The organism is Massilia eburnea (assembly GCF_009720745.1).
In the GTDB taxonomy this organism is placed as follows: Bacteria; Pseudomonadota; Gammaproteobacteria; order Burkholderiales; family Burkholderiaceae_D; genus Rugamonas; species Rugamonas eburnea.
Genome location: NZ_WNKX01000040.1, coordinates 1 through 26,507 on the forward strand (window position 1 = coordinate 1; position 26,507 = coordinate 26,507).

The 26,507-nt window shown below is 57.6% G+C and carries 25 protein-coding genes and 1 pseudogene; 12 read left to right on the forward strand and 14 right to left on the reverse strand.

Annotation, left to right across the window (positions count from 1 at the left end):
- Positions 1 to 133: 133 nt before the first annotated feature.
- The 3 genes and pseudogenes from GM658_RS27200 to GM658_RS27210 all read left to right on the forward strand — a co-directional run.
- A pseudogene (locus GM658_RS27200) lies at positions 134 to 655 on the forward strand (TnsA endonuclease N-terminal domain-containing protein); the annotation flags it as partial.
- Complete coding sequence (locus GM658_RS27205) at positions 646 to 2,856, forward strand: TnsB C-terminal domain-containing protein (RefSeq protein WP_155457252.1); 2,211 nt, start codon at positions 646 to 648, stop codon at positions 2,854 to 2,856. The pseudogene GM658_RS27200 and the gene GM658_RS27205, both read left to right, overlap by 10 nt.
- Positions 2,853 to 4,088 carry an ATP-binding protein gene (locus GM658_RS27210; RefSeq protein ID WP_155457253.1) on the forward strand — a complete coding sequence of 412 codons (1,236 nt, stop codon included), beginning with the start codon at positions 2,853 to 2,855 and terminating at the stop codon, positions 4,086 to 4,088. Before GM658_RS27205 ends, GM658_RS27210 begins: the two co-directional genes overlap by 4 nt.
- Positions 4,089 to 4,094: 6 nt before the next feature.
- Here GM658_RS27210 and GM658_RS27215 read toward each other — a convergent pair whose 3' ends face one another.
- From GM658_RS27215 to GM658_RS27230, 4 genes are all read right to left on the reverse strand, one after another.
- Complete coding sequence (locus GM658_RS27215; protein WP_155457254.1) at positions 4,095 to 4,982, reverse strand: TniQ family protein; 888 nt, start codon at positions 4,980 to 4,982, stop codon at positions 4,095 to 4,097.
- A gap of 501 nt (positions 4,983 to 5,483) precedes the next feature.
- On the reverse strand, positions 5,484 to 5,891 hold the full coding sequence (locus tag GM658_RS27220) for a DUF695 domain-containing protein (RefSeq protein WP_211841952.1): 408 nt from the start codon (positions 5,889 to 5,891) through the stop codon (positions 5,484 to 5,486).
- 491 nt (positions 5,892 to 6,382) lie between these two features.
- Positions 6,383 to 6,976 (reverse strand): hypothetical protein, encoded by a 594-nt coding sequence (locus tag GM658_RS27225; protein WP_170299014.1) that lies wholly within the window; start codon positions 6,974 to 6,976, stop codon positions 6,383 to 6,385.
- A gap of 64 nt (positions 6,977 to 7,040) precedes the next feature.
- A complete protein-coding gene (locus tag GM658_RS27230) occupies positions 7,041 to 7,406 on the reverse strand; it encodes a hypothetical protein (RefSeq protein WP_170299015.1) in 366 nt (121 codons plus the stop codon).
- Positions 7,407 to 7,591: 185 nt separating this feature from the next.
- Here GM658_RS27230 and GM658_RS27235 point away from each other — a divergent pair, with 185 nt between their 5' ends.
- The 5 genes from GM658_RS27235 to GM658_RS27255 all read left to right on the forward strand — a co-directional run bounded on the left by GM658_RS27235 (position 7,592) and on the right by GM658_RS27255 (position 10,385).
- A complete protein-coding gene (locus GM658_RS27235) occupies positions 7,592 to 8,218 on the forward strand; it encodes a tyrosine-type recombinase/integrase (RefSeq protein ID WP_155457258.1) in 627 nt (208 codons plus the stop codon).
- A 221-nt stretch (positions 8,219 to 8,439) separates the two neighbouring features.
- Positions 8,440 to 8,727, forward strand: coding sequence for an H-NS histone family protein (locus GM658_RS27240; RefSeq protein ID WP_155457259.1), 288 nt, complete (start codon positions 8,440 to 8,442; stop codon positions 8,725 to 8,727).
- 81 nt (positions 8,728 to 8,808) lie between these two features.
- The gene (locus GM658_RS27245) at positions 8,809 to 9,048 is read left to right on the forward strand and encodes a hypothetical protein (RefSeq protein WP_155457260.1); all 240 of its coding nucleotides are present in this window, start codon (positions 8,809 to 8,811) and stop codon (positions 9,046 to 9,048) included.
- 412 nt (positions 9,049 to 9,460) lie between these two features.
- A complete protein-coding gene (locus tag GM658_RS27250; RefSeq protein ID WP_155457261.1) occupies positions 9,461 to 9,826 on the forward strand; it encodes a hypothetical protein in 366 nt (121 codons plus the stop codon).
- A 79-nt stretch (positions 9,827 to 9,905) separates the two neighbouring features.
- Positions 9,906 to 10,385: a hypothetical protein gene (locus GM658_RS27255; RefSeq protein WP_155457262.1), complete on the forward strand. Its 480-nt coding sequence runs from the start codon at positions 9,906 to 9,908 to the stop codon at positions 10,383 to 10,385.
- 106 nt (positions 10,386 to 10,491) lie between these two features.
- Here the strand turns inward: GM658_RS27255 and GM658_RS27260 are convergent, their stop codons facing one another.
- Complete coding sequence (locus tag GM658_RS27260; RefSeq protein WP_155457263.1) at positions 10,492 to 11,652, reverse strand: IS30 family transposase; 1,161 nt, start codon at positions 11,650 to 11,652, stop codon at positions 10,492 to 10,494.
- 401 nt (positions 11,653 to 12,053) lie between these two features.
- On the opposite strand from GM658_RS27260, the gene GM658_RS28975 reads away from it, so the two are divergent.
- The gene (locus GM658_RS28975) at positions 12,054 to 12,584 is read left to right on the forward strand and encodes a hypothetical protein (RefSeq protein WP_170299016.1); all 531 of its coding nucleotides are present in this window, start codon (positions 12,054 to 12,056) and stop codon (positions 12,582 to 12,584) included.
- A gap of 77 nt (positions 12,585 to 12,661) precedes the next feature.
- On the opposite strand, the gene GM658_RS27270 is transcribed toward GM658_RS28975, so the two are convergent.
- The 6 genes from GM658_RS27270 to GM658_RS27295 all read right to left on the reverse strand — a co-directional run bounded on the left by GM658_RS27270 (position 12,662) and on the right by GM658_RS27295 (position 19,195).
- Positions 12,662 to 13,765 carry a TniQ family protein gene (locus tag GM658_RS27270; RefSeq protein WP_155457265.1) on the reverse strand — a complete coding sequence of 368 codons (1,104 nt, stop codon included), beginning with the start codon at positions 13,763 to 13,765 and terminating at the stop codon, positions 12,662 to 12,664.
- Positions 13,766 to 13,780: 15 nt separating this feature from the next.
- A complete protein-coding gene (locus GM658_RS27275; RefSeq protein WP_155457266.1) occupies positions 13,781 to 14,026 on the reverse strand; it encodes a hypothetical protein in 246 nt (81 codons plus the stop codon).
- 738 nt (positions 14,027 to 14,764) lie between these two features.
- Positions 14,765 to 16,969 carry a xanthine dehydrogenase family protein molybdopterin-binding subunit gene (locus GM658_RS27280; protein ID WP_155457267.1) on the reverse strand — a complete coding sequence of 735 codons (2,205 nt, stop codon included), beginning with the start codon at positions 16,967 to 16,969 and terminating at the stop codon, positions 14,765 to 14,767.
- A complete protein-coding gene (locus GM658_RS27285) occupies positions 16,966 to 17,952 on the reverse strand; it encodes an FAD binding domain-containing protein (RefSeq protein WP_155457268.1) in 987 nt (328 codons plus the stop codon). The genes GM658_RS27280 and GM658_RS27285 overlap by 4 nt, the downstream gene beginning before the upstream one ends.
- A 10-nt stretch (positions 17,953 to 17,962) precedes the next feature.
- Positions 17,963 to 18,562 carry a (2Fe-2S)-binding protein gene (locus GM658_RS27290; protein WP_155457269.1) on the reverse strand — a complete coding sequence of 200 codons (600 nt, stop codon included), beginning with the start codon at positions 18,560 to 18,562 and terminating at the stop codon, positions 17,963 to 17,965.
- 78 nt (positions 18,563 to 18,640) lie between these two features.
- Positions 18,641 to 19,195 (reverse strand): carboxymuconolactone decarboxylase family protein, encoded by a 555-nt coding sequence (locus GM658_RS27295; protein ID WP_155457270.1) that lies wholly within the window; start codon positions 19,193 to 19,195, stop codon positions 18,641 to 18,643.
- 95 nt (positions 19,196 to 19,290) lie between these two features.
- Between GM658_RS27295 and GM658_RS27300 the strand changes: the two genes are divergently transcribed.
- Positions 19,291 to 20,628, forward strand: coding sequence for an aspartate aminotransferase family protein (locus tag GM658_RS27300; RefSeq protein WP_155457271.1), 1,338 nt, complete (start codon positions 19,291 to 19,293; stop codon positions 20,626 to 20,628).
- 49 nt (positions 20,629 to 20,677) lie between these two features.
- Here GM658_RS27300 and GM658_RS27305 read toward each other — a convergent pair whose 3' ends face one another.
- The 3 genes from GM658_RS27305 to GM658_RS27315 are packed head-to-tail and all read right to left on the reverse strand — an operon-like array spanning position 20,678 to position 24,254.
- The gene (locus GM658_RS27305; protein WP_155457272.1) at positions 20,678 to 21,523 is read right to left on the reverse strand and encodes a fumarylacetoacetate hydrolase family protein; all 846 of its coding nucleotides are present in this window, start codon (positions 21,521 to 21,523) and stop codon (positions 20,678 to 20,680) included.
- Positions 21,524 to 21,553: 30 nt separating this feature from the next.
- On the reverse strand, positions 21,554 to 22,882 hold the full coding sequence (locus tag GM658_RS27310) for an MFS transporter (RefSeq protein ID WP_229417094.1): 1,329 nt from the start codon (positions 22,880 to 22,882) through the stop codon (positions 21,554 to 21,556).
- Between the two features lie 10 nt (positions 22,883 to 22,892).
- Complete coding sequence (locus tag GM658_RS27315; protein WP_155457273.1) at positions 22,893 to 24,254, reverse strand: KamA family radical SAM protein; 1,362 nt, start codon at positions 24,252 to 24,254, stop codon at positions 22,893 to 22,895.
- 169 nt (positions 24,255 to 24,423) lie between these two features.
- Between GM658_RS27315 and GM658_RS27320 the strand changes: the two genes are divergently transcribed.
- On the forward strand, positions 24,424 to 24,873 hold the full coding sequence (locus GM658_RS27320) for a cache domain-containing protein (protein ID WP_155457274.1): 450 nt from the start codon (positions 24,424 to 24,426) through the stop codon (positions 24,871 to 24,873).
- A 9-nt stretch (positions 24,874 to 24,882) separates the two neighbouring features.
- On the forward strand, positions 24,883 to 26,507 hold a 1,625-nt coding region (locus GM658_RS27325), incomplete at its 3' end, for a methyl-accepting chemotaxis protein (protein WP_155457275.1).

The window sequence follows — 26,507 nt, forward strand, 5'->3', positions numbered from 1 at the left end:
GCTGGAGCCCATCGGCCATATCCCACCAGCCGAAGCCGAGATGAACTATTATCGTCAACTATCGAGTCAAGCCATCCCGGCATGACTCAAACCAAGGCGCCTCTCAAAATCCCGGTCCGGTTCAGTTCATCCCTGGGTAATGAGTACGGACTTCGTTGTCACGCTGCAGCGCACTCCAGGTGAGTATGAGCTTATCGCAGTCAGCGTCAAACCTCAGGGGGGACTGGACAAGAACCGCACCCGAAATCTGTTGCTCCTGGAGCGTATGTTTTGGGAACAACAGAAGGTGCAGTGGCTGTTGATAACGCCGAGCGAATACCAGAAAGCGGTCAGCAATACCATACGCGGAGCAATGCCATGGGGAGTGCCTAAGCTCCCATCTGATCGCATACCAATCGAACGGTTGAACGAATGCACAAAACTATGTTCGGAATTTAATGGCATCTCACTCACCGATACGCTCGTCCTGATACAGAACCGTCTTGCGATACCGATGGAAAGCGCGCAGCGTACATTTTGGCAAGCAGTGTGGGCGGGCCAAATCCCTTTGAGTTTGCTTCGTTCAAGCTGGCCTTCCGAACCCATCCGGCTTCTGGAACCCGCAGCCTTTCTCGCTCAAAATCCAATTGCCGTACGGAGGTCAGCATGTCTTTGACTGTAAATTCTGTGATTCGGATAACTGATGGATCACTCGACGGAATCTACCGCATCATTGCTACTCCGGCGGGATCCGACGTTGTGTTTCTCTACCGGTTACATTGCCCTGGCGAAAGCGACGCAATCGACGATCAAAATGTATCAGGATTCCAGGTATCCACTTGTCGTTCCGAAAAGATCACTGAGATCCCGTTAGAGGTAACCAAGATCCTTGTTGAAGCACATCAACTTGAACAAGTCTCCTTAGAAACTCATCCAAAGTTTTTGCGCGATGCTTGTACCTTGACGAACCGGGAGCAGGCAATCTATGAAGCCCGCCGTAATGCCGCGGGGCCATTTATGAATCATCAATTGGTGTGCGACGCCCTACTCTCGCGACGAGGAATCGGAAAACTCATCACTCAAGTTCGGGAAAGTAATGATATCTCAAGAGCGACCTGCTACCGCATGTGGGATTTGCTCTGCACACACGGCTTTAATTTGAGTTCGCTTAACCCTCGGCTAGATCGATGTGGAGCACCAGGGGTCCTTCGTCCTTGGAGCGAAGGCAAAAGCAAAGTTGGGAGAAAAACGCAAAAAGAGCGGCTGGGAATTCATGAACCGTTCCCTCAAGTCGGAGTGACAAGTGAGGCACGACAAAAAATATTCGCTGCCTATAAGGTTTTTCGCAAGGACCCCAAGCTTAGTTTCAACGCAATCTTCACCATGATCCTGGATTTTTGCTTCGCAAGAGAATATTCGATGGGTGATTCTGGCGTGGTAGCAATTGCGCCGGCTCAAGGAAGCTATCCGAACAAAGCCCAAGTCAGGCGAATCATCAATCAAGAAACAAACAAGCTCACTCGCATACTATCAAGAACGACGCCTGGATTCTTCAAACGAAATCACCGAGGCCTAGTTGGTTTCGCGTGGGACGGCGTAGCTGGCCCTGGCCATGTCTATGCAATTGATTCTACCGTTGCCGATATCTACTTGAGAAGCCGGGTGGACCGCGCTTGGAGCATCGGAAGACCTATTGTCTATGTCATTGTCGACGTTTGGTCGACGGCAGTCGTGGGTTTTCACGTCTGCCTATCTGGCCCATCGTGGGAGACAGCAAAGGTAGCACTTTTATCGACTACGAATTCAGTCGCACCTCTATCTGAAATGTGGGGCATTGATGCAATGGCGCAGCTAACCCCTGCACCTTGCCTTCCGCACGCGTTTCTATGTGATCGAGGCGAATACTTGTCGAAAGGGGCGAAGGCGACGGGTGAGCGATTGGGTATCAACATGCAGTACAACCCATCATATCGGCCAGATTTGAAGGGAATAGTAGAGGTCCTTCACCGAATCGCCAAAAATGAGCAATTCCAGTTCGTGCCGGGCGCAATCGATGCAAGGAAAAAGGAGATTGAGCTGAGGGCGCAGCCGCACGATGGAATCTTTACGCTCAACGAATACGTTCAATACCTGAGTGAGATTTTCGCACAGTACAACTTCTTCTCCGATCGGAATCATCGGCTAAGTTCCGAGATGATCTCCCTAGGCGTTGACCCTACGCCGGCAGGCCTTTGGCAATTTGGGCATGAGGTTGGTATCGGATATCGAAAGGAAGAAAAGCCGGAAAGATTGGTGTCAGAACTGCTCCCATCAAGAAATGCCATAGTAAGTAGAGGTGGGGTCTACTTTGGCAAGCTTAGATATGAAGCCGACTTCGTTAACGAAAAAATGTGGACCGCAAATGCGCGGAATTTTGGCGTCATGGAGGTACCAATGTCCTACTTCCCCGGGAGTAACGAGAAAATCTGGTGGCAAGATCCACAGAGCGGTGAGACGAGATCATTGGCGCTGTCGCCATCCGCACTGGCGCCAGCAGGTCTTTCGTTTGATGAATGGCTGGATGCGTATGCGGTTCAGAAAACAAAGAAGGCCGAAATCGAGCATCGGCGAAATATTAGCGCGCTTCAGCATCTTCGTCGTACCAAAGAGCGAATTGCGCGGGCAAAAGAGGAAACGAAGAAAGCGGATGAGGCTTATGACGGCTTACTTCCGACAATGCGGGATGCGAAGTCTATCGAACTTTTCGCTCAGCACAACGGAGCCGAGTACGTCATTGACACCCCCGATACCAAGGAGGATTTACAAGATTCCAGCCGCTCCCCTTACGAAATCGTGATGGACGAACTCTTTGCTTCAGAAGTGGGAGGAGGAAAATGACCGCACTGCTAACAACGTACGTGGAAGAGTACGCGAATAATCGATTAATTGATGCGTGCGGATCAATTCCTGACGAACGAATTCTTTTGAAGAAACTGGCTTGTTCACCTCAGCCTCCGCAGAACATCGCTACAACTCCTCGCCATATTAGGCTGCACCAGCTGGGCTCTTTGGCCACACTTCATGTCCCCACCGAAGAAGGCATTAAGCTCGCTACAAGTATCGACTTCGTTTTGCGTCAGAGCTACGTGCATCGCAGACCAGACGCACCTGAAACTTGGCGTCGAATTTACGCTCGAGACTTTCTGAAGCCAGACAGTTTTTCGCGACCTTTGGTGGTTTCGGCATTTGGTCTGTCTGGAACTGGCAAGTCACGCGCCATAGAGCGAAGTTTATCGCTATACGACCAAGTCGTCGTTCACGAAAACTTCCCTTACATGGCCGGCCCATTTAAGCAGCTCGTGTGGCTAAAAGTCGACGTGCCTGGCAGTGGGCGATCTGCTGACTTGGCAGATCAATTAATGATGTGGACCGACGTAGCGCTCGGCACAAACTATTTCGAGAAAGATCTGCAAAGTTCTCGCAGACCAGGACCCGCTCTGCTTCGCGCCTGGCTTCAAAAGGCATCGGCGCATTTCCTGGGAGTTCTCGTCCTGGATGAAGTGCAGAACTTTTTCAAACTCCCCACAAAGAAGAATCGGCAAAAGCTAGGCGATGCGAGGCGCAGGGAACCTCTACGCATCATTGACGATGAGACGATTAAGTTCATCCTTACTTTAGCGAACACATCACGTATCGCAATTGTTGCGTCGGGAACTCCCGACGGCATGGCGGCTTTCGCTTCACGATTCAGCACGGCGCAGCGAATGACGACCGGCGGCTTTCACAAACTGTTGCCCATGGAGGGCCCTGAGGATCGGTACTATAAGAGATACTTGCTCCCTATCCTCTTTAAGTATCAATGGTTCGACGAAAAGTTGCCCTTAAGTCCGGAGCTTCAGGAGCTGCTTTATGAAAAGAGCGCGGGGATACCACGAATATTGATGTTCCTCTGGACTTATGCACAAAGGTGCGCCCTCGAGCGTGAAGGAAGATCTATCTCGAAAGGCGACTTTGAGCAAGCACTTCGGACATACTTGGCTCCCGTAGTACCGGCTGTAAATGCGCTAATGTCAAATGACCCTAATCGTATTCTCATTTACGAAGACATCATGAGTTCGCTCGAAATGTAGAAGTCACTACAAGGGTTCCAAGCCATACTCAGCAAGGATCGCTTGCGCCAGAACATAGTGGTTAACTCCTGACGAGCCCATGTACCCGACGGTCTTATTCAATGGACCCACAAATGAATCTTGGCCCCTCGAATAACCTTTAGGGGAAAAATGCTGGATGAGCCAGGGGCGCGGCAATACTTCAGCAGCCAAATCGGCCAAGGTACGGTAGCGGCTGCTTCGGCTTTTGCCGACATGTACCCCCAATGTCGTCAGTCCTTCGCGTATGGTCTGAGTCACACGGTCAAGTGGCTCCGAGCTCTGGCGTTCCAGCAATTGAAGAGATATCTCGGCGTACTTTGTTCCGACACGACTTTGACGAACGAAATCCGAAATCTCTGTCGGGTATGGAGGTCGTATTACGGAATGAGAAAGCAGAAAGGGAGAATCATTGTATGGATGAACTCTTGATGCAGTTTTCAATGCGGACATGTGCTGCACGCACCACGTCACGCCTGGTAGCTGGTGCCTTCTTCGCCAGTAAGAAAATCCAAGCTCCGTTTCATCTTTGTGCACGCAATCTGGGCAAAAATTTGCTTCGATGATGGGGCCTCGGCGGCCATACCAAACGTAAAGGGATTGGGTAGCTGTGTCTGTGTGCGAAACAGCTTCGCTGGTGTAGGCATTATGGTAAGAATCCAGGGTATGTTGGCGCGCGAACTGGCCCAAAGACATGTTTAGACTTCTTGCCAAGGGGACTACATGACTTGCGCGCGGATCGGTAGTGGGATCCAAGGATTCCCCCAACGCAGCAATGGTTTCTGCCTGGTCCTTAAAGTCATTCAGGCGCCGAATTCGCCCTAGAAATCCGAGATCAAGTTCATCTGACTCGGGTCGAGGAATATGGATATTCAAAGTTGAAGGAACTCAGAGAAAAGGACGCGTAGTGTAGACCAGCATCCACTCTCTTGCGAGGGCGGCTCATGGGTCGGGCAAATTTTCATTAAAAAAGCCCATTTCAGCGACTGCTGAAAATGCGATTTTCAGTGAAATTTCGAGTCAAGGAATGCGCCAACATGTTGGCATACAGCGTCCATCTGAGATAGAGCTGCTTCCCAAGCGTGCCATCATCGATCAAATCGCCAACCAACTCAAGAAGGGTGTTGCGGCACCGTTAGATGACCACGGCTAGCCCTCTTCAAGTCAATGTCAATCAGCAGTTCGCTGCGCGGCGGTTCGCTATTTAGTGATTGGACCTGTTGCTTATTTCATCGTCACTAGGCAGCCTGTTTGGCGTCGTTGGCACTTTCTGTTCGGCGACTTGAACACTATGTCCGTGAGGGTACTTGTTGACCGGCGGGTTCCGCCCCTTTGCGGACCATTGCGATTCTACATAGCGGTCGTTCAACGCTGAATTTAGGTGTCACCTGCAATTGGCCATTTGAAGTCTTGGCGGTAACGCTGATAGAACTTCTGTGCGTGATTCCGCTTACCGCCCATTTGCAGGTCGTGGGTTGCGTATCTTGAGATGAGGCCCTGTAGCGCTTTCTCTGCGCGTGCAGTGGAGGATACGCAGGCATAGTACGTACGCCTACCGTTAAAGGTCTCCACCAAGAACACTTCCCCGTCCGCCAGAACCGCATCATGCACGTCCCCATCAAATTCGAAGAGCGTGTCGTTGTAGTCGGGCATGGGCATGCCGTCACTAAGCACTTCCTCGAGCGTGTGCGTCAGGGTAACTAGATGTGGCAGTCGCTGCCAAATTTCATCATCTTCTGCGTATGGCCTGACCCGTAACGCCAGCGGCATGTCTTGGTATTTCAACTGAGCTGTAAGGTATGAAAGCATGTCTGTGGTTAGAGGTGGCGATCAGAGAAACTATCGGAACATAAAACTTTATCTGAAAAGTCCGCAATTGGCCGGGAACCGTCTGAGACGGATGCTGGCATGAATGAGAACTCACAATTAACGCGCCTGGCTGCGTGATTGTCTAGATCGAGATGTATAGGCACTACCCCATAAGGCTATACCAAGCACGAGAATCGATGCCAACCCTTTTGTAAGCACAAACGCAAGCACCTGAAAGCCGAGCCCGTTCGCGTAAAGGTCTGCGGACGGCGTAATGCGTAGCTCATTCATTTGCCCAGCTACTTCCAGAAAGCCATAGCCAACGATGCAAGTCAGCCAGGCAAGAAAAATGCTGAGTTGTAACTGCCAAAGTCGCAAGTTCATTCTCAAGACTTTCCCATTTCACGAAACGCCAAATTAGCGCAGCCCCACTTCTAACTTGGATCTACGCTGTCCTCTGTTGGCCGCTATTTTCCAGAATGATCTGCCGGAGGACCTAACCTCACGCTCAGTCGCCCCTGTACCTCTTCGATCCTTACCCATTCACTTGAACGATTTGCGTCAGAATTACCGGCTTGTGTTCGGCCTAAGTGAATGCTGACGCCATGCTTATCTACCTTGATCAAGGAGTCATCTCGTATTGCACCAAGATCGGGTAACACATCATGAACTTTTCCATCGTTGCCGTCCAATAGGACGGCCAAATATCGATCAGAAGATGGCCTGTCGTCTCGCCTCAACACGACAAGGACATTTCCTGTCTCTTGAAGAAACGCGCTAACGTGATCACATTGACTTGGTTCTTTAACCTTAGGAGCATCAGCAACGAAAAGGGCTGGTTTAATCGGAAGCTCCGAGGCACTGCCGTTATCCCACGAAACAGAGGCTGTCATATCGTCGTTTGTAGGATCGCCGCCTTTGGAACTAAATTGAAGTTGGAAGCGGTGCCCTGGAATCTGGCATATCGCTTGCCATTGCGGCACGAAGCGGCTAAAGAATTCTTTCTGACCATCGCGGGCATTTGCGGAAGTAGCTAGGGCCAAAATAAGTATGGGGAGCATTCGCATTGTCGATGCCAAATCTATTCCTATCTAACAGATTACGACCGTCGCATATGGCCGTCAGCTATTGGGAAGCAGACGTTTGGCCCAACTTTTCAAAAAATGGGACCAGCAAAAATGCCGAAAGCAAGCTGACTGCTGCGGCAGCTCCGCCAGCCCAATCGACACCCCCTTCAACAAGCGCCATGCCTAATAAGAGTGCGGCGAAACATCCGGACACAATATAGGCGCGCATTGAAGAAAACCCAAGCCACCTAACTATTGTTGGCACGATAGCAAGAACTGTTACAACAAACATGCAATAGAATGGTAGCGCCACAAACAATATGAGCGTGATGTATTGCGTTTGACTGTCGCCGAAAATCGAAACGCACCAACCAGGTACCGTCGATGCCAAGGCAGCCAAAACGCTTGCTGGTTCTCGTCGCATTTTAAAGAGTTCAGATTTGGTTCGTTTTTGATGGTCCGTTTTTGGCCGATATCGGCCCAGCCGCTGAGGATAGCATGTTGTCCTGAAGGAAAAATCACACATTCTCACGCGCCAAGCTGCAAGTTCGGACGCGTAATATGACAGAGCACCAGCGCATAGTGGAACTCCTAACAAGGAGGTCCATTATGAACACTTTAGCGCAAACATCAGCACCATATGTCCCTTGGAACAAGGGGAAACTGGTAGGGCAAAAAGCCCCACTTCGAATCAGCGAAATTTGGGCAATTCGCGTCCGGCTCGAAATCTTCGGGCGCCTTCGTGACCTTGCACTATTCAACCTGGCCATCGACAGCAAATTACGTGGCTGCGACTTGGTCCGATTGCGCGTAATCGATGTTTGCCATGGTGGTCAAGTTGCGGCTCGAGCAAGCGTTGTGCAGCAGAAGACGAAGCAACCTGTCCAATTCGAACTGACCGATGGCACGCGAAAAAGTATCGCCTGTTGGATGGCAACAGCGGGACTCAGGAACGGCGATTTCCTGTTCCCAAGCCGCATCACAGGTTCGCCCCACATCTCAACCAGGCAGTACGCTCGAATTGTTCATCAATGGTTCGAGGAGATTGGACTCGATTCCACGGCATATGGCACCCACACCATGCGACGCACGAAGCCGACGCTTATTTATCGACGTACCCATAACTTACGCGCCGTGCAACTGCTGCTTGGACATACAAAGCTTGAAAGTACCGTGCGCTACCTCGGAATAGAAGTTGATGATGCACTCGAAATGGCCGAACAGACTGATGCCTGAAATCGGTTCTTTGCAGTGATTTTCTAGACTGTGGGTCGAGTTACAATCGCGCCAGCCGCCTCGGTGTATCGGCGAACATTTCCATTGCTAAATGTCCGCAATACTCCCGGCGACTGGCGAAATATAACCGCCGAATTCCCAAATACTCGTCATGCGGCTCGCCTCCAGCTGGTTAGCGTGGTAGATTCATATTCCACTACTTAAATGCGGAGACCATAAGAATGAGCACCTATGCAGAGATTCAGGCCCAAATCGCAGAACTGGAAACTAAGGCAAAAGAAGCACGTGCTGCGGAGCTTGCCGGCGCGAAGGAAAAAATTGCTGAGATCATGGCTGCACATGGGCTTACGCTCGATGACCTGCGAGGCGTTCGGACGAAAGCCTCGAAAGCACGCCAGCCAGTACCTGCCAAGTACCGAAATCCAGAGAGCGGCGATACCTGGACGGGACGAGGACGCGCCCCACTGTGGTTGGCGGGCAAGAACAAAGGCGACTTTCTAATCAAGTAAGTCCCGACCCAATTCGGCCAGCAGCGGACCTTCAAACTAGGCATCGAAGGTAATAGGAATTTTTATCTTAAGAAGAATTTTATGAATCCGGAAGTTAAATATGACCGCGTCGGTAAATTCATTTACGGCGCTACTCGACATGGGGGTGGTGTTTCGGACGTCTACAACTGGATGGCAGATGAACTCAGGATGGAACGACCAATCGAAGGCGATGAGGCTGCGCAAGCTAGTCTGCTAAATGAGTACCTTAAAAAATTCCAGAGCGACGAGCAATTTTCGGAGAGTCATCAGCGGTTCTTGAAAATGATGGAAATACGTTGAACGTAGCCGGATTCGGCCAGTAGCAGCCTCTGACGATACAGAAAAAGGAAAAGAAGGAATTGGTAATTCGACTTGACTGTTCTGGCGTAATGTTCGGCTCTCAGCTTGATGAGCGACATATGTTCGAATGAGCCATGCAAATACCTGGAGTTCTGCGGTGGGAGAACGATACGCTTGTGGTGAAATCAACGAGCCTCAGCCAAGCATCTTTAAGGGACTTGCTTGCTCTTTTTTCTCGATATCAAATACCCATGAGACAATTAGCTCAGTTCAGAACGTCGAGAAATGAAAAATGGTTTGCAGCCCCGCAGATGTATTGGTACACCAAGGTTTTCGGGTAGCCGAATCCGGCCAACAGCGGCCTTCGGATAATGTAGGATGACTCCTTGTATCAAGTTAATTGAGTGCTTTTATGAGTACGATAAAGTCGCCACAAGAGAAAAAACGCCTTAGCCTGGAAAGGGATCGCCGCAACATGTACGGCGAAAGTCCACACGCTAGTCGGAAGAATATCAAGCGCGGCAAACAAAATCAGCATCAAGAAGAGAGGCGGACGTCAAATCAAGCCCTTGCCTCGATAGGTACCCATAGCTCCGAAGATCAAATGATTGCTGCGGAAGTCGCTTCGGACACCACGGCAAAAGTACAGCGTATAAATGGATTCAAGAAGGTTGCAGACCGTCCGCTGAGTGCCTTCCTAGAGCGTCAACAAACTCGACGTGAGCGGGTCGGTATGCTCGATGGCCGGAGCGCTGTACACGTTCCTTCCGACGATTAACGGCCAACAGGAGACGCTTTAAGCGCAATTTGGTTCCAATAAAAGATTCCCAAGCCTAACCTTCAGATTGACCAGACATATGCAAGCAGAGCGCCTTAATAGGCTTAAGGAATCAATTGGCCAGCCGTTGCTAAAAGTGTTTCCAAGTGCTGTGATTTTCGACGACGAACTTGCGGATATCGGGGAAGGCGTTTTTGTCGTTCTGGCTGACTCTGAAGATGAGAATGACGCGGCGCAAACTCGGATACACGCCATTCTCTGGGCCGCATCAAGGGGAGCAGCGATGCGGGTTTGGTATTCAAGAATCGAGGCCGACGATCTTCAGCTTGCGATCCCGCCTCATTACTTACTTCCTAATGGCGCGAGGAGCTACGCTGAATTGACTCGAAACCTGAAAGAGAGCGAAATCTCGTTCTTGGAATCAGCATCATATCGAATCATGGTTGACGGTGCGTTCATCCATAAAAAAATTTCATCCAGAGGTGTGACCTATTACTTTCGAGCGGTCACCGAGAATGCCGACGAAGTTCCATACGCCGTGTTGCATTCAAATTTCTAAACCATCACTCCGGCTCTCAGTAGATCGCGACCACAGGGGTTACGATAAAGCGCCAATGTCAGCAAAGGGGCGGTACCCGCCGGTCAGGCGGCTTTGACCTGCAGATTCAACTGGTCGACGCAACACATTGATAGAACCGTTGAGCCGGCGAGTCGTAGCCTAACGTTTTTCTCGGGCGCTCATTCAGGCGATTGGCAACTGCATCGAGCTGGCCTTGCGAGTAGTTGGAAAGATCCAGCCCCTTTGGAAAATACTGCCTCAGCAAGCCGTTCGTGTTCTCGTTTGAACCTCGCTGCCAGGGATTTCTCGGGTCGCAGAAGAACACCTGAATATCGGTCGCCAGCTTAAAACGCTTGTGGTCAGCCAGTTCGGAACCTCGGTCCCATGTGAGCGATTTGTAGAGCTCTTGCGGCAGCTTCATCGCGTGTTGGATCAAGGCATTGACGACCGATTCGGTATCCTTGCGCGCCACCTTCACCAGCATCACATAGCGCGTCTGGCGCTCTACCAGCGTTATGATCTGGCTGTTATGGCTGCCGCACAGAAGATCGCCTTCCCAATGACCAGGCACAGCTCGATCTTCTGCAGCAGCTGGCCGATCGCTTATCGAAACGGCATCCACGATTCGGCCGTGATCCTCGGTTTTCTGGGTGTGGTGACGGGAACGACGCATCACACGAGTGCGTCGCAAATGCTCAACCAACTCCTTCTTCAAGGCGCCACGAGCCTGGATGTACAAGCTGCGATAGATGGTCTCGTGTGACACTTGCTGGTCCTTGACGCCTGGGTAGGTGTGCTTAAGCCACCCAGCAATCTGTTCAGGCGCCCATTCCAATTGCAGCTTGTCCGCCACGATACTTGCCAACGCTGGGTTCTCTACCAGTTTACAGCGCTTAGGGCGACGGGCCCGATCCCATGCATGCTTGTCGGCCTGACTGGCTCGATAACGTGTCTTGCCGCCGTTACGTTTGATTTCTCGGCTGATCGTTGAAGGAGCTCTTCCGAGCGAAGTAGCAATCGCGCGAAGCGATGCCCCAGCGACCAAAGAGCGCGAGATCTCTTCGCGCTCAGATATGGAAAGTGCCAGCCTTGAGCGACAGCGCGGCGCAGGACTGATTCCACCAGTCCGAATGAGAATTCCTTGAATCGCGCCATGGCTTCGGCCGAAAAGCTGAGCTATATGCTGCAGGGATTCCCCTTTACGCCAACGTTCCCACATCAATGCCTTTTGCTCATCCGTATAATAGATTCGTGGTTTGCATTTCATAGCAACACTCCTCCTGCCTAAGCAGTTTAGTGTGTTGCGTCGACCAGTTGAATCCGCACCCCAAACAATCGCTGATCTCGGTGATTCCTTCAACCACTCACCAGCGGCCAGACGTGCACGACTCATCCCAATTGCCAAAGTGTCTTGACTGACGGGTCCACTTTAGGTGGCGCGGCATCTCGATGCTAGCGTAGGGCGGGTTTGATGCGTTTACTCGAGCTATTTCGCCTCTCAACTATTCGGCGCAGTACCCGATGTTAAACAAAGACAGATCGGCCAATCAGAACGCGGCAACGATCTAGTCGCTGAAGAAGTCAACACTGCGGAGGACGCTTACCTTTCGGCGCATCGAAACTAAGCCTGTAATAAGGCGACAGGATTGACCAGCTTCAATTCTTCTCATGACATACTCGCAAATATTCATCGACAGGGATTCAATCAACATGATCACAAAAAACTTAAATGAGCTCGAGCAGCTCCGCTTGTCGGCACGCGTTCGTAGATTTTTGGACGATCGCGGCGTTCACACCGTTGACCAGCTTTGTTCACTGTCCGTGCATAGTGTGCTCACAGGCCCCAGCATGGGCAGCGCGGAGGTCATCCAGATCGCAGGCGAACTCGCCCACGTTGGACGCAAATGGCCCACCGATTCGAGTAGCCAGGCTGGCGAACGTAGAGCATGCATGAATAACGAATTGAGCCTCATGCTCCACGCACTGTTTGCGGCAAGTGCAGGCGATACCGTGGAGATAGAAATGGTCGTGGCCGGCCAGACTGTGAATCGATACGATCTCCTTGGGCTCTTTCGCGCCGAGGCCGAGGAGTGCGAGTCAGCAAGCCGCGCAAACCATCTACGCTACTCAGCAAACGATCTGCGCCGAATTGCCGACATACTCGATCAGTTGGCGTCAGCCGAGCCGACCAAAGCGTAAGGACCGTTGATGAACTTTGATAACAAGCCTGGTCCCATCCGTGAATTTTCCTTCTCTATTAGTACAGAACCTTTCGTTCAAAGATGTTCCAACATTTGCTCGACCCACGCCGTAATTACGAGACGCTCCAACGGAAGGACCATCCCGCGTCCGCTCACGAAACGTGAAAGAAGTCGGTATGCCAGATCCTGATCGTCCGGTAAGACAGAGAATCCAGGATGACGTCGCAGTTTTCTTGCGAACTTGACGAAGTGCTCGCAAAGAAGGGCAACCTTGTTTTTGTAAGCGACTTTGAGCCGGCCCGAAGGAAGCAGCAGATGAGCTTCAGCCAAGTAGTGCCGAAAGCATTCGGCACTCTCCGCTACATGTCGAGTGCCTTGCTCCTTATCGGAAGAAATCGTCACGATAAATCTGGCCATCTCACTAAGGAGCGTGAAGGTCTCGGTTTCGCCAAGTGCTTCAGACATTGGCAAGAACGAAGACTCCGTCGGAGTCTGCCAAAAGAACTTGTGACTGGCCAGCGGCTTGACTGCGATTTCCTGCAGGCCGTGATCATGTTCCAGGCAAACCCACACGCCTGGGAACTGATGTTCAAGACGCCAATACGGGATTCCGGATTGCTGAACGTCCTGTACCTTGCAGCGTACACAAACCTTTAAGGGATGTTTGGCTTTGAACTGGGATTTTCTCAATGCCATTGGGAACTTCAGCATCGAGTCAGGATTTCTTTGACCAGGTTCAAGGAGGGGCTCTTCATACCGGGACATGAAAATCCGGTAAAAGCGCAGCAATGTTCTCTCTTCCAGGATATGCCGGGGGCTACCGAGTATGCCCTTGGTTCTCGCCACCAAGACTTCAACCTCTGTCATGTCCGGCTGAAGACTCACGCCATCGCGTGCTCCGAAAAACTCACGGATAATCTGTGAATGAGCGCCATACCCAAAATAGAAATGATTCCTTGCAATTAGGCTGTATAGGCTTTCGCCAGGCATCCAGTCGAGCACAGCCTCTGAAATCGGATCGAGCTGCGCGAGCGCCTCATCTCGAGATTCGCGCGTCAACTTACGTGAGACCCAAGGCATGAGGCGGTAACGCGGTGAGTGTGCATGATCGCAGATCCAAAGCACGCAACCAACGATCAAGTCGATCAGGTAAGAAGAGAATAACGGCCCGAAGGCCACTTAATTGATGAGGGATCAGCCTCGGTGCAGTTTGTATTCTGCGATATGGATGCGTGATGGGCCAAGAACCTTCTGCACGCCGCCAAGGGCGGAGAGGGGTTTGGCGCCGCGCTCCAGGCGAAGCACGACCAAACCGCTGCCGGACGTGGCCGTGGTGTCTGCAGAGGGATGGCTCTGCTGTTTGCGTTCGGCACGACGCAATGCCGCAGCGGTCTTATACAGCGAGACTGCCAGTGCGTCTTTTGCGTTTTTATCACTCATTACCATTCCTCGTGAAAGGTATCCTTTAGGTAGTCTACCATTACCCGCCTGGAACGGGCTGTTGACGCCCATGGGGTAGTTTTTTGATCGCCCACTTTCTCGGGAGCGGCAACGTTATGCTTCCGTTCTGATCATGGCAAAGTTATCGATCCGAGCCCGGCAACTTTATGATTCCAGCGTCACTTTGCCCTAGAAGGTTGCAACGGAACCGCCCCCAAGTCGGTTGCATAATTCCCATCTCCTTCGTCTGAGAACGAAACACTAGACGATAAGCTATCCCGATTCTTCGATGGCAGGAACGGGCCTTGTGTTCAAATTGGCTGCATAGCTAAATTCGGAGTCTATGTTAGATCCTGGAGCCACATTAGCTGCACAGCTAATATGGCTCCAGGATCTAACATAGACTGCCTGCCCAAAAGAAGCGAACTACACTGCTAGCGTGCTTGCTCAGCTTCAATCGCGGGACATCTACCTTGCACGGCATTGGCAAACCAGCTGAAGATTCCTAGCTAGTTCGCATGCGCAGCTAATCATCTCGTTCGACGCAAAATCACAAACATCTGTGGCCAGCAAATCATCCAGCTTATGAGCCGCAAAGTTGTCTCAGACTTTAATAAAAGTTGAAAATTTGCAACGTCAACAAATGACGTTTTGTCTCAGACTTTAATAGAAGTGACTCGCACGCGTTTCCTCGGTTTGCGCTGTGTTTTTGTCTCAGACTTTAATTGCACGGATCACCTAAACAAGCTTGTCGAGGGTAATCGGCAGGTCGCGCACCCGTTTGCCCGTAGCGTGGTACACGGCATTGGCCACCGCGGCGGCCACGCCGACGATACCGATTTCGCCGATGCCGCGCGCCCCCAGTTCGTTGAAATGGGTGTCATTGCCCGGCAAAGCCACGATATCGATTTCGCCGACGTCGGCGTTCACGGGCACGTGGTAATCAGCCAGGTTGGCGTTGGCGGCGCGGCCATAGCGCCAGTCCATCTCCGTCTTTTCCATGAGTGCCATGCCAAGGCCCCAGACAATGCCGCCCATGAACTGGCTGCGCGCTGTCTTGGCGTTCAGCACGGTGCCCACGTCATAGCAGGCAGCGATGCGCGGCACGCGCACCGTGCCGAGGTCAGGGTCGACATGAACCTCCACGAATACGGCGCCGAAAGAATGCATGGAATACTGTTTTTTCTCTTCGCCCGGCTTGGCGTCGCCGTCCGCGCTCACTGCCTGGCCGCCGTTGCGGGCGATCACCGCAGCCATCGGCTCGCCGCGTTCCGGATTGGCGCGCAAGCGCAGCCAGCCGCCCGCCGCCTCGACTTCCGAGGCATTGAAACCGTGCAGCGGCGAGGACTGGTCGGCCACGGCCAGCGCCACCAGCTTGTCGCGCGCCGCGGTGCAGGCGCGGTGCACGGCGGGGCCGACGCTGGCGGCTGTCATAGAACCACCCGAGACAGGCGCCTCCGGCATGGCTGTGTCGCCCAGTTCAAAGCGCACCTTCTCCAGCGGCAGGCCAAGCGCATCGGCAGCTACCTGGGTCATGATGGTGTAGGTCCCGGTGCCTATGTCATGCGAACCGCTGCGCACTTGGGCCGTACCGTCCGGCGCGATACTGGCCCAGGCCTTGGCCGGCATGCGGTTGGCGGGATACGTGGCGGTGGCCATGCCCCAGCCGACCAGCGTGCGCCCGGCGCGCATCGATCGCGGCGCCGACGTGCGCCTGGACCAGCCAAAGCGCTCGGCAGCGACCTTGTAGCATTCGCGCAGCTGCTTGGCCGAGAAGGGAATGTTCTTTTCCGGGTCCTGCTCCGCATAGTTCTGCAGGCGCAGCGCGACCGGATCCATCTTCAGCGCGTAGGCCATTTCATCAATAGCGCATTCCAGGGCGAAGCTGCCGCTCGCCTCGCCGGGGGCCCGCATATAGGTGGGCACGCCAACGTCGAGCGTCGCCAGCTGCTGCGTGGTCTGCAGGCTGTCGCTGGCGTAAAGGATGCGCGTGGGCGAGCTGCATGGCTCGGTGAAGTCGTCCTGCGTCGCAGTATGCGAAATGGTATCGTGCACCACGGCCAGCAGGCGTCCTTGCGCATTGGCGCCGACGCGGAAACGCTGTTCCGTCATCGGTCTCGCGCCCACCGGTGCGAACATCTGGGTGCGCTCCAGCACCAGCTTGACCGGACGGCCCGCCATGCGCGCAGCCATCGCGGCGAGCACCACGTGCGACCACATATTGCCCTTGCAGCCGAAGCCGCCGCCGACATAGGGCGACACTACCCTCACCTTTTCCGGTGCGATGCCGAGCGCGCGGGCCGAATTCTTTTTCACGCCGGAGATGTTCTGCGTAGCGTCGTACAGCGTGAGCCGGTCGCCTTCCCATGAAGCGATGGTGGCGTGCGGCTCCATCGGGTTGTGGTTCTCGACCGGCGTGGTGTACAGCGCGTCGATGCGCTGGCTTGCCTGGGCCAGGCCAGCCTGCACGTCGCCGCGCGAGGTCTGCATGGGGCGGTCCGGCTGTTCTTTAGGCTTGCGCAGCTTGGCCGCCTTGAAGTCCAGCCGCGCCGGCTGGGCTGCATAGCGTACCTTGATGGCGCGGGCGGCATCCTGCGCCTGTTCCAGCGTGTCGGCGATGACGACAGCTATCGGCTGGCCATTGTATTTGACTTCGTCGTCCTGCAGCAGGTTCAGCCTGGGCGGCGGCGGTTTCTGTTCCTCGCCGCCCGGCTTTTCGCGCGGCAGGCGCGGTGCATTCCTGTGGCTCATGACGGCCAGCACGCCGGGCATGGCGGCGGCACGCGCCGTGTCGATGCTGGCGATATGTCCCCGGGCGATGGTGCTCTGTAGCAGCACAGCATGCGCCATGCGCGGCAGGGGATGCTCGGCGGAGAATGTCGCGGCGCCTGTGACCTTCAGGCGGCCGTCGGTGCGCGGGATGGCTTGTCCGATCTGGATCATGCACCCTCCCCGGCGATCTGCAACGCACGCACAATGGCGCGCTGTGCCAGTTCCACCTTGAAGCGGTTGCCCTCCAGCGGTTGCGCGCCCGCCAGGAGGTGCTGCGCGGCGGCTCGGCATTGCGCTTCGTCGAGCGGGCGGCCTTGCAGCACACTTTCCGCTTCGCGGCGCCGCCACGGCTTGTGCGCTACGCCGCCCAGGGCAAGGCGTGCGTCGCGCACGATGCGGCCATCCATGTCCAGCGCGGCGGCAACCGATACCAGCGCAAAGGCATAGCTGGCCCGGTCGCGCAGCTTGAGGTAATGGCTGTGGCGCGCCATGGCCGATGGCGGCAAGTCGATCGCCATGATCAGTTCACCAGGGCGCAGTACCGTGTCCTGCTGGGGCGTGTCGCCTGGCAGGCGGTGGAAATCGGCCAGTGCCACTTCACGGTCGCCTTGCGCACTCCGCAACAGCACGACCGCATCGAGCGCCGCCAGCGCCACGCTCATGTCCGATGGATTGACCGCCACGCAGGCTGGGCTGGCGCCGAGAATGGCATGCATGCGCTGGAATCCCTGGCGCGCATCGCAACCCGAGCCGGGTTCGCGCTTGTTGCAATGGCTGAAAGCCGTGTCGGTGAAATACGGGCAGCGGGTGCGCTGCATCAGGTTGCCGCCCATGGTCGCCATATTGCGCAACTGGGCCGAGGCGCCGGACAGCATGGCTTGCGCCAGCAAAGGGTAGTGCTGGCGTACGGCCGGGTGGCGCGCCGCGTCGGCATTGCGTACGCCGGCGCCGATGCGCAGGCCGCCGCCTGGCAGCTCGTCGATGCGGTCCAGTCCTGCGCGCGTGATGTCGACCAGCCGCAACGGATGCTCGACGTCGCCCTTCATCAAGTCCAGCAGGTTGGTGCCGCCGCCGATGAAGCGCGCGCCGTCCTGCTGCGCCAGGCGCACGGCCTCCCCAGCGTCGCGCGCCCTTTGGTAGAAGATCGATTGCATGACGCCCTCCTCAGCTGCGCCGCAGCGCCACTTCGCGAATGGCGGCGACAATGTTGGGATAAGCACCGCAGCGGCAGATATTGCCGCTCATGCGCTCGCGGATTTCGTCGTCGGTAAAGCCGGCGCCGTCCGCCCGCACCTCTTCCAGCAGCGCCGTCGCCGAGCAGATCTGGCCCGGTGTGCAATAGCCGCATTGGAAGGCATCGTGCTCGAGGAAGGCTTGCTGCAGCGGCGACAAGGCGTCGCCCTGCGCCAGGCCTTCGATGGTGGTGATGCGCTCGCCTTCATGCATCACGGCCAGCGTCAGGCAGGCATTGATGCGGCGGCCATCCGCCAGTACGGTGCAGGCGCCGCACTGGCCACGATCGCAGCCCTTTTTGGTGCCGGTCAGGCCGATATGTTCGCGCAGGGCATCGAGCAGCGTGACGCGCGGTTCCAGCACCAGGCTGTAGTCACGGCCATTGATGTTGAGGTGGACCGGCTGGGCCGGCGCGGCTGGCGCGCTGGATGGTGCCGCTGTGTGCTGTGGCTTGGCGGCCACGGCGCCCGGCACTTGCGCGGCGCCCACGGCGGCCAGCGCGGACTGCAGGAAACTTCGGCGGTCAGGCATCGTTCGCTCCCGGAATAGGTCCGCCAACGAGTTTGCCGTGCGCCGTGCCGGGCTTCCGTTAGCCCGCGCACACAAGGATTAATCGGGCAGCGGCGCAGCGGTAGAGGGCGGAGCCGGCGAGCGCGCGCCGTTCATCACCATGGCCAGCAAGGCGTAATAGCCGTTGATGCCCATCAGGTCCGTCACACCCTTGTCACCGAACTGCAGTGCGGCGGCGGCCCAGGTGGCGTCGCTGACTTGCTTGGTACTGTGCAGTTCCCGGCAAAAATCGTAGACGGCCTGCTCATCGGGCGCCAGGCCGGTCGGCGCCACGCGCACGGCAATGGCATCGATCACTTGCTGCGGCACCCCGGCCTCGGCGGCAATCGGCGCGTGGATGGCCCATTCGACCTGCTGGTCCCAATGACGGGCTGTGACCAGGATGGCCAGTTCCGTCAGGCGGGTGCCGATGGCGCTGCGGTAGCGCAGGTATTCGCCCAGGCGCTGGGTGCATGCCATCAGTTCGGGGCTGTGCAGCAAAGGCACGAATGGCCCGTACAGGGCGCCGCGCGGGCCGTCGATGACAGCCTGCGCCGCGGCGCGCTGCTCAGCTGTCATCTCGGAAGGGGGGATTGGTCCTAAACGTTCACTCATAGCCACAAATGGTCGCACAGGACAGGACAAAAATCAAAACGCGGCATTTGAGCGCGCGCTAATGTCCTTGGACGACCAACCTGCGAGGAGCCGCCATGACCCACCTGATCCACCGCGACCTGCGCTGCACGCCCCCTGCCGCCGTCTGCGCCTTCGGCATGCAAGTGCGCGACAAGGATGGCAATACCTATCTCGATGCCAGCGGCGGCGCCGCTGTTTCGTCGCTGGGCCACGGTCATCCGGATGTGCTGGCGGCGATGCAATCGCAGCTCAAGGTGGCGGCGTATGCCCACACGTCGTTCTTCACCACGGAAGTAGCCGAGGAATTGGGCGAACGGCTGGCGCAGGATGCGCCGGGGGACTTGAACTATGCCTACCTGGTCTGCGGCGGCTCCGAGGCCATCGAGGCCGCGCTCAAGCTGGCGCGCCAGTATTTCGTCGAACATGGCGAAAGCGAGCGGCGCGTATTCATCGCGCGCCGCCAGAGCTATCACGGCAACACGCTCGGCGCGCTGGCCCTGGGCGGCAACGAATACCGGCGGCGCCATTTCGAGCCGCTGCTGATGGACGTGGCGCGTGTCTCGCCCTGCTTTGAATACCGCGAACGCCGTCCCGGCCAGGACGTGCACGAATATACCGCCAACCTGCTGCAGGAACTGGAAGCGAAGATCATCGACCTGGGGCCGCAGCATGTGATCGGCTTTTGCGCCGAGACGGTGGTGGGCGCCACCAGCGGCGCGGTGCCGCCGACGCCTGGCTATTTCAAGGGAGTGCGCAACCTGTGCGACAGATATGGCATCTTGATGATCGCCGACGAGGTGATGTGCGGCATGGGGCGTACCGGTACCTTGTATGCGATTGAACAGGAAGGCGTGGTGCCGGACATCGTCGCCCTGGGCAAGGGCCTGGGTGCAGGCTACCAGCCGATTGGCGCGGTGATTGCGCGCGACCATATCGTGCAGCGGCTGCGGTCGGGCAGCGGGGTATTCCAGCATGGGCATACATATGTAGGGCATCCGGTGGCGGCTGCGGCGGCGCTGGCTGTGCAGAAGGTGATCCGGCGCGATTCACTGCTCGGCGCGGTCACCGTACGCGGTGCGGCGTTCAAGCGCATGCTGCGCGAGGCGTTCGCCATGCATCCGCATGTGGGGGATATCCGGGGACGCGGCATGCTGCTGGCTTTGGAACTGGTGCAGGAGCGCGAGGGTAAGCGCCCGTTTGATCCGGACCTGCATTTGCATGCGGTGGTGAAGCAGGCCTGCATGGACTGCGGGCTGATGGTGTACCCGATGGGGGGAACCATCGATGGCAGGCGGGGGGATCATGTGCTGCTGGCGCCGCCGTTTATTGCGACGGAGGCGGATTTGCAGCAGATCGTGGCGCGGTTGGCGGATGGGTTGGAGCGGGCGTTCGCCCGCGTGCGGCCGGCCTAAACCCGGTAAATCCGGGTCAGACCCAAGGGTCTGACCCGCTTTTCAGGGTTTAGAATTCCTGGTACCCGATCACATCCTGCTGCTGCTCGCCCAGGCCAGCAATCCCCAGGCGCACAAAGTCACCCTTCTTCAGGAAGCGCTTGCGCGCCAGTCCCACACCAGGCGGCGTGCCGGTCGCAATAATATCCCCCGGCTCAAGCGTCATGAAGCGTGAAATATAAGCCACCAGCTGCGGCACCTTGAAAATCATGGTCTCCGTGCAGCCGGTCTGCATGCGCTTGTCGTTCACCTCCAGGTAAAGATCAAGCTTGTCCAGGTCCCACACCTCATCGCGCGTCACCAGCCAAGGGCCGACAGGGCCGAAGGTATCGCAACCCTTGCCCTTGTCCCAGGTACCGCCGTTCTCCAGCTGGAACTCGCGCTCCGACACATCATTCACCACGCAATAGCCGGCGACGTATTTTTCAGCATCTTCCTCGCTCACATTGCGCGCGCGGGCGCCAATCACCACGCCCAGTTCCACTTCCCAATCGGTCTTTTTCGAGCCTTTCGGCAGCATGATCGGATCGTCCGGGCCGGACAGGCAGGTAATGGCCTTCATGAAGATGATCGGTTCGCTCGGAATCGGCAGGCCTGCTTCCTTGGCATGGTCCGCGTAATTCAGGCCAACGCCAATGAACTTGCCCACCTTCGCAACCGGCACACCGAAGCGTGGATTGCCACGTACCACCGGCAGCGTTTCGGGATCGATCTTGGCCAGCTTGCGCAGCACCTTGTCGGACAGGTTGGCGCCCGAAAAATCGCTGACATGCGCGGACAGGTCGCGCAACTTGCCAAATTCATCGATCAGGCCAGGTTTTTCTTTGCCTATACGGCCATAACGAACCAGTTTCATTTCATGTTCCTTCTTGTTGAAGGCGACATTTTACCGGAAGCGCCGGAGCAGGTAGCGGCACAGCCCCGGCAACTGGATCAGCACCAGCAAAGCGAAGGCGCATTGATAGGCAACGGCGGGATAGTGGCCAAGGGGTGATGGCCGCCAGCAGCCGATCACCTGGCCGAAGCCCGCCTGCACCGCGAAGGCCCCGACGAAGATCAGGAGATTCAGGCAAGTCGAAGCGCGCCCCGTCAATGCTGGCGGCATGGCTTGCGCGATGATCGAATATTCCATGCCGGTGACGCAGCCAAGCAACATGAAAACCACCGGCAGCAGTTGCTGCGCCGAGCGCCAGCCCATCACAAACAGGCACTGCAACACGACAAACAGCAGCACGCCGGCCGCCGCCACATCGAGCGTGCGCCACCCGCGCTTTGTCGCCCATTCGGTCAGCATGCCGACACCAATGGAGCCGAAAATCACCGCGGCCATGCCAAGGTAAAGCAGCCAGGCAATCGCTTGCTCGCCAAATCCCGGCACGTCCGCCAGCCAGCGCGCGATCCACAGTCCCTGCACGCCGAAGAAGACGGTATGTGGGATGAGCAGCAGCATTGCGGTCTCGCGGAAAACCGGATGGGAGAAGGTTTCGGCCAGGGCATTGCGCGAGAACGGGCGCGGCGGCGCAGCGGGCGGCGTCGGTGCGAGCAAGAGGATCAGCAGCGCAACCGCCACGCAGGCGCAGGCCAGCCAGATCATCAGCCATTGCCAGCTCATATGGTGCAGCGCCAGGCGTACCGGCAAGGTGGAAGTGGCGGCGCCCAAGCCGCCCGCTGCGATCAGGTAGCCCTGCACGGACGGCGCCTTGTGCGCAGGCAGCCATGTGGTCAGCGCTTTGATGGCGGACATGAAACAGGCTGCCAGCCCGAATCCCATCAACGCCCGCGCTACCGCCAGGCCGGTGAAATCCCGGCCGCCGGCAAATGCCAGCGTACCAAGCGCCGCCACCAGCAACAGCACGAATTGCACGCGGCGCGGACCATAGCGGTCCAGGGCGATGCCCACCGGAAGCTGGGCGGCGGCAAAGGCGAGGAAGTAGGTACTGGTCAGCATGCCCAGTTGCGCCGGCGTCAGGTTCGCCTGCGCTACCAGCTGCGGCGCCAGCACGGCATTGAGGCTGCGCAGCAGCCAGGAGACATAATGCGCCAGCGCATAAGGGATAAAGACCAGGAACAGCGTCGCGGGACCGGACAAGGTCCCCGGCACCCGCTCGCGTCCGCGCCACCAACGCCGGAGCAGCGACGTCGCCCGCCCCGGGTGCGCGGTTGTACTTTCGGCGGTGGCCCCGGGCGGCTCGGATGTGGTGGCGGGCGCGCGCATGGCGTGGCCTTCACGCCACCAGAGGAATCACGCGCCGCGACAGCACCGGCACGGTGGCCGGCGCCGCCTGCTCACTCTCCTCAAAGAAAAATTTCTCGCGCCCGAATGCTGGCCGCAGCTGGTCAAACCAGGTTGCCGTCGGGTCGTACTTCGCATAGAACGGCTTGCGCACCCAGTCCGCATTGCGCGCTTGCAGGAACTGCAGCGCGAACACCTTTTCGCCGCCGATCTGGGCCACACCATCGATCACCACCTTGCCCGGGAAGGCGCTCATGGAAGGACCGCGCACCGTGCGTGCCAGTCCGGACACCATCTGGTACGCCTGCTGGAATACCTCGTGCGCCCGCGCCAGCGGCAGCTGGAAGTACTCGCGCGGCCCTGTATCGCGCTCCACGAACATGTAGTACGGGATCGCGCCCAGCCGCACGCCGGTGCGCCACAGCTCCGCCCAACTGGCCGGGTCTTCATTGATATGACGAATCAAAGGCCCCTGCATGCGCAAGGTGGCGCCCGTGCCGACGATGCGCTTGACCGCCTGCTGCGCCACTTCCTGCCGCAGTTCGACCGCATGGTTGTAGTGGCCCATGATCGCCATATTCCTGCCCGAAGCGACCACGCGCTCGAACAGGCGCAGGAGATCGTCCGCATCGCGGTCGCTGACATAGCGCTGGGGCCAGTACGACACCGACTTGGTGCCGATCCGGATGTTCTGGATATGTGCCAGCTCCGGCGCCAGCAAGGGTGCAATGATTTCCTCCATCGAACGCGTATTCATGATCATCGGGTCGCCGCCTGTGATCAGCACGTCCGTCACATCCTTGTGCGTCTTCAGGTACTCCACCAGCTGCGTCGTTTCGCGCGCATCGAACTTCATGTCGTCCATGCCGACGAACTGCGGCCAGCGGAAGCAGAAGGTGCAGTAAGCGTGGCAGGTCTGTCCCGCACTGGGAAAGAACAGCACCGTCTCCTTGTACTTGTGCTGCAGGCCGCGCAAGGGCGCATCGTTCACGCGCGGCACATTGTGCGTTATCTGTCCGGCAGGGTGGGGATTCATGCGCTGGCGGATCTGCCGCACCAGCTGTTGCGCCCCGGCTTCGTCCTGCTTCACCAGCACCAGGTCGCGCAGCTGCCAGTACTCGTGCGCCGGCAGCATGTCGCGGTGCGGGAACACCAGCCGGTAGATCGGATCGTCCGGAATATTGTTCCAGTCGATCAGCTGCTCCAGCACATACTGGTTGGTGCGGAACGGCAGCACATGCGAGATGACCTGCACCGCCTCCTGCTGCTCCGGCGTCAGCAACGCCCACTGGGGCGCCTGGCGGATGGTCTGGCGGGTGTATGGCTTGAACTTGGGGTGGGCATCGGCGGTCATGGCGTACTCCTGATGGGTGGGCTAGGACTTCATGATGGTCCGGTTAAGAAAGCGCCTATTGCCGTATCTCAATACTTAACCGGAAAAATCCTACGAGCTTGCGTTTGCGCAATTCCCAACCAGGTGTGCAGACGTAAAGTTGGGCTTCCCCCACCGCAAGGAGCCCGGCATGAAACGCATCCTGACCGCCCCCCTGTTCTTCATGGCCATGGCAGCCGCCCAAGCCAGCGAGCCCACCGAAAAAGACGCCGTCGCCATGGTGGAAAAAGGCGCCGCCTTCATCAAGCAGCACGGCAAGGACAAGTTCATCGAGAAGATCTCGGCCAGGGATCCCGACTTCGTCCAGGGCGCGCTGTACGTCGACATCCGCGACCTGCAAAGCGGCATCGTGCTGGCGCATCCGGTCAATCCCACCATTGTCGGCAAAGACTTGACCGACGTGCCCGACGCCAGCGGCAAGAAGTACCGGCGCGAGATCATCGAACTGGCCGCCAGGAAGGGCAAGGGCTGGGTCGACTACATGTACAAGAACCCCACCACCGGCAAGATCGAGCCTAAAACCACCTACATCCAGCGCGTCGGCGATGCAGTGCTGGAAGCGGGCATTTACAAAAAGTAGGAGGCCGCCATGCTGAACCGACTGCGGATTGGACCCAAGCTGTTGCTGGCGCCGGGCGTGGTATTGGCGTTGCTGCTGGCGACAGCGGCATGCGCCTGGTTCGGCATGGTGCGGCAGAACGCTTCGATGGAGAACCTGGTGCAGCTGCGCGCGGCGCGCCTGCAGGCGGTGGCCGATGTGGCGGGCGAAGCGCGCATGGCGCACGCCAACATCTACCAGCTGCTGGCGTGGATCAATGGCAGCTTCGCACAAGCGCGGCTCGATGCGCTGACGGCGCAGATCCGCAACCGGCATGGCGCAGTCGGCGCCCGGCTGCAGCAGCTGGCCAGTGCGGCGGAGGCGGATGAACGCGGCTTGCTGGCGGGCTCGCAGCAGGCGCTGGGAACTTACCGCAAAGCCGTGCAGGAAACCATCGAACTGGCGCAGGTGGACCAGTCGATCGCCACCAATGCCATGGCCAAGGCGGAACGCCAGTTCGCGGCGCTGGACGTACAGCTGTCGCAGCTGGCAGCGCTGGAAAAGTCGCTCAGCGAGGCAGCATATGCAGCGGCGCGCCATGAATTCCGCCTGCTGGGGATGACGATGGGGGGCTTGCTGCTGCTGTCGGTGGCGCTGTCGCTGGCGGTATCGATGCTGGTGCGGCGCGCCCTGCTGCGCGATATCCGCTCGATCGGGGACGGCGTGCGCAGCCTCGCGGCGGGCAAATTGGTGCCGCGTCCTCCTCCGCGCGGACGCGACGAAATTGCCGACACGGCGCGTGCGCTGGACGGCAGCGTGGCGCAGCTGAATGGCACCATCCGTGCGATCCGGGGCGCGGTGCAGCAGATCGACGTGGCCTCGCGCGAGATCGCCACCGGAAATCTGGATTTGTCCGCGCGCACCGAACTGCAGGCCAGCTCGCTGGAAGAAACCGCCAGCGCGGTCGACAGCTTGGCGGCGGCGGTGCGCAGCAACGCGGAACATGCGCGCGAAGCCTGCCAGCTGGCCGCCAATGCCAATGAGCTGGCTGCGCGCGGCGGGGCGGCGGTGTCCGACGCGGTGCAGACCATGGAAGCCATCCGCGCTTCCTCGCGCAAGATCGTGGAAATCATCGGCGTGATCGACGGGATCGCGTTCCAGACCAATATCCTGGCCTTGAATGCAGCGGTGGAGGCGGCGCGGGCGGGCGAGCAGGGGCGCGGCTTTGCGGTGGTGGCGGCGGAGGTGCGGACGCTGGCGCAGCGCAGCGGCACGGCGGCGCACGAGATCAAAGCGCTGATCAATGCTTCGGTGGCGACCATCGACAGCGGCGCGGCTTCGGTTGGCGTGGCCGGCGGCAGCATGGGCGATATCGTGGCGTCGGTTCAGCAGGTGGGCAGTATCATCAAGCGTATCAGCGAGGCCAGTGCTGAGCAGGCGCGCGGCATCACCGAAGTGAATCAGGCCGTGGGGCAGATCGACGATGTCACGCAGCAGAATGCGGCCTTGGTCGAGCAAGCCGCAGCGGCGGCCGCCAGCCTGCAGGAACAGGCGGGCGGGTTGGCGCAGGCGGTGGCGGTGTTCGAGCTGGGAGAGGAAGGCAGCACAGGCGGCACACTCGCCGCCGATGGCGCGCACGTGCGGCCGGGCGGACGCGCAACGGCCGGCGGCGCCCG

Coding starts and splice junctions, on each gene's coding strand:
- GM658_RS27205 (WP_155457252.1), top strand. CDS start 646: ATGTCTTTGACTGTAAATTCTGTGATTCGGATAACTGATGGATCACTC.
- GM658_RS27210 (WP_155457253.1), top strand. CDS start 2,853: ATGACCGCACTGCTAACAACGTACGTGGAAGAGTACGCGAATAATCGA.
- GM658_RS27225 (WP_170299014.1), bottom strand. CDS start 6,976: ATGCTCCCCATACTTATTTTGGCCCTAGCTACTTCCGCAAATGCCCGC.
- GM658_RS27230 (WP_170299015.1), bottom strand. CDS start 7,406: ATGCGACGAGAACCAGCAAGCGTTTTGGCTGCCTTGGCATCGACGGTA.
- GM658_RS27235 (WP_155457258.1), top strand. CDS start 7,592: ATGAACACTTTAGCGCAAACATCAGCACCATATGTCCCTTGGAACAAG.
- GM658_RS27240 (WP_155457259.1), top strand. CDS start 8,440: ATGAGCACCTATGCAGAGATTCAGGCCCAAATCGCAGAACTGGAAACT.
- GM658_RS27245 (WP_155457260.1), top strand. CDS start 8,809: ATGAATCCGGAAGTTAAATATGACCGCGTCGGTAAATTCATTTACGGC.
- GM658_RS27250 (WP_155457261.1), top strand. CDS start 9,461: ATGAGTACGATAAAGTCGCCACAAGAGAAAAAACGCCTTAGCCTGGAA.
- GM658_RS27255 (WP_155457262.1), top strand. CDS start 9,906: ATGCAAGCAGAGCGCCTTAATAGGCTTAAGGAATCAATTGGCCAGCCG.
- GM658_RS27260 (WP_155457263.1), bottom strand. CDS start 11,652: ATGAAATGCAAACCACGAATCTATTATACGGATGAGCAAAAGGCATTG.
- GM658_RS28975 (WP_170299016.1), top strand. CDS start 12,054: ATGACATACTCGCAAATATTCATCGACAGGGATTCAATCAACATGATC.
- GM658_RS27275 (WP_155457266.1), bottom strand. CDS start 14,026: ATGAGTGATAAAAACGCAAAAGACGCACTGGCAGTCTCGCTGTATAAG.
- GM658_RS27280 (WP_155457267.1), bottom strand. CDS start 16,969: ATGATCCAGATCGGACAAGCCATCCCGCGCACCGACGGCCGCCTGAAG.
- GM658_RS27285 (WP_155457268.1), bottom strand. CDS start 17,952: ATGCAATCGATCTTCTACCAAAGGGCGCGCGACGCTGGGGAGGCCGTG.
- GM658_RS27290 (WP_155457269.1), bottom strand. CDS start 18,562: ATGCCTGACCGCCGAAGTTTCCTGCAGTCCGCGCTGGCCGCCGTGGGC.
- GM658_RS27295 (WP_155457270.1), bottom strand. CDS start 19,195: ATGAGTGAACGTTTAGGACCAATCCCCCCTTCCGAGATGACAGCTGAG.
- GM658_RS27300 (WP_155457271.1), top strand. CDS start 19,291: ATGACCCACCTGATCCACCGCGACCTGCGCTGCACGCCCCCTGCCGCC.
- GM658_RS27305 (WP_155457272.1), bottom strand. CDS start 21,523: ATGAAACTGGTTCGTTATGGCCGTATAGGCAAAGAAAAACCTGGCCTG.
- GM658_RS27310 (WP_229417094.1), bottom strand. CDS start 22,882: ATGCGCGCGCCCGCCACCACATCCGAGCCGCCCGGGGCCACCGCCGAA.
- GM658_RS27315 (WP_155457273.1), bottom strand. CDS start 24,254: ATGACCGCCGATGCCCACCCCAAGTTCAAGCCATACACCCGCCAGACC.
- GM658_RS27320 (WP_155457274.1), top strand. CDS start 24,424: ATGAAACGCATCCTGACCGCCCCCCTGTTCTTCATGGCCATGGCAGCC.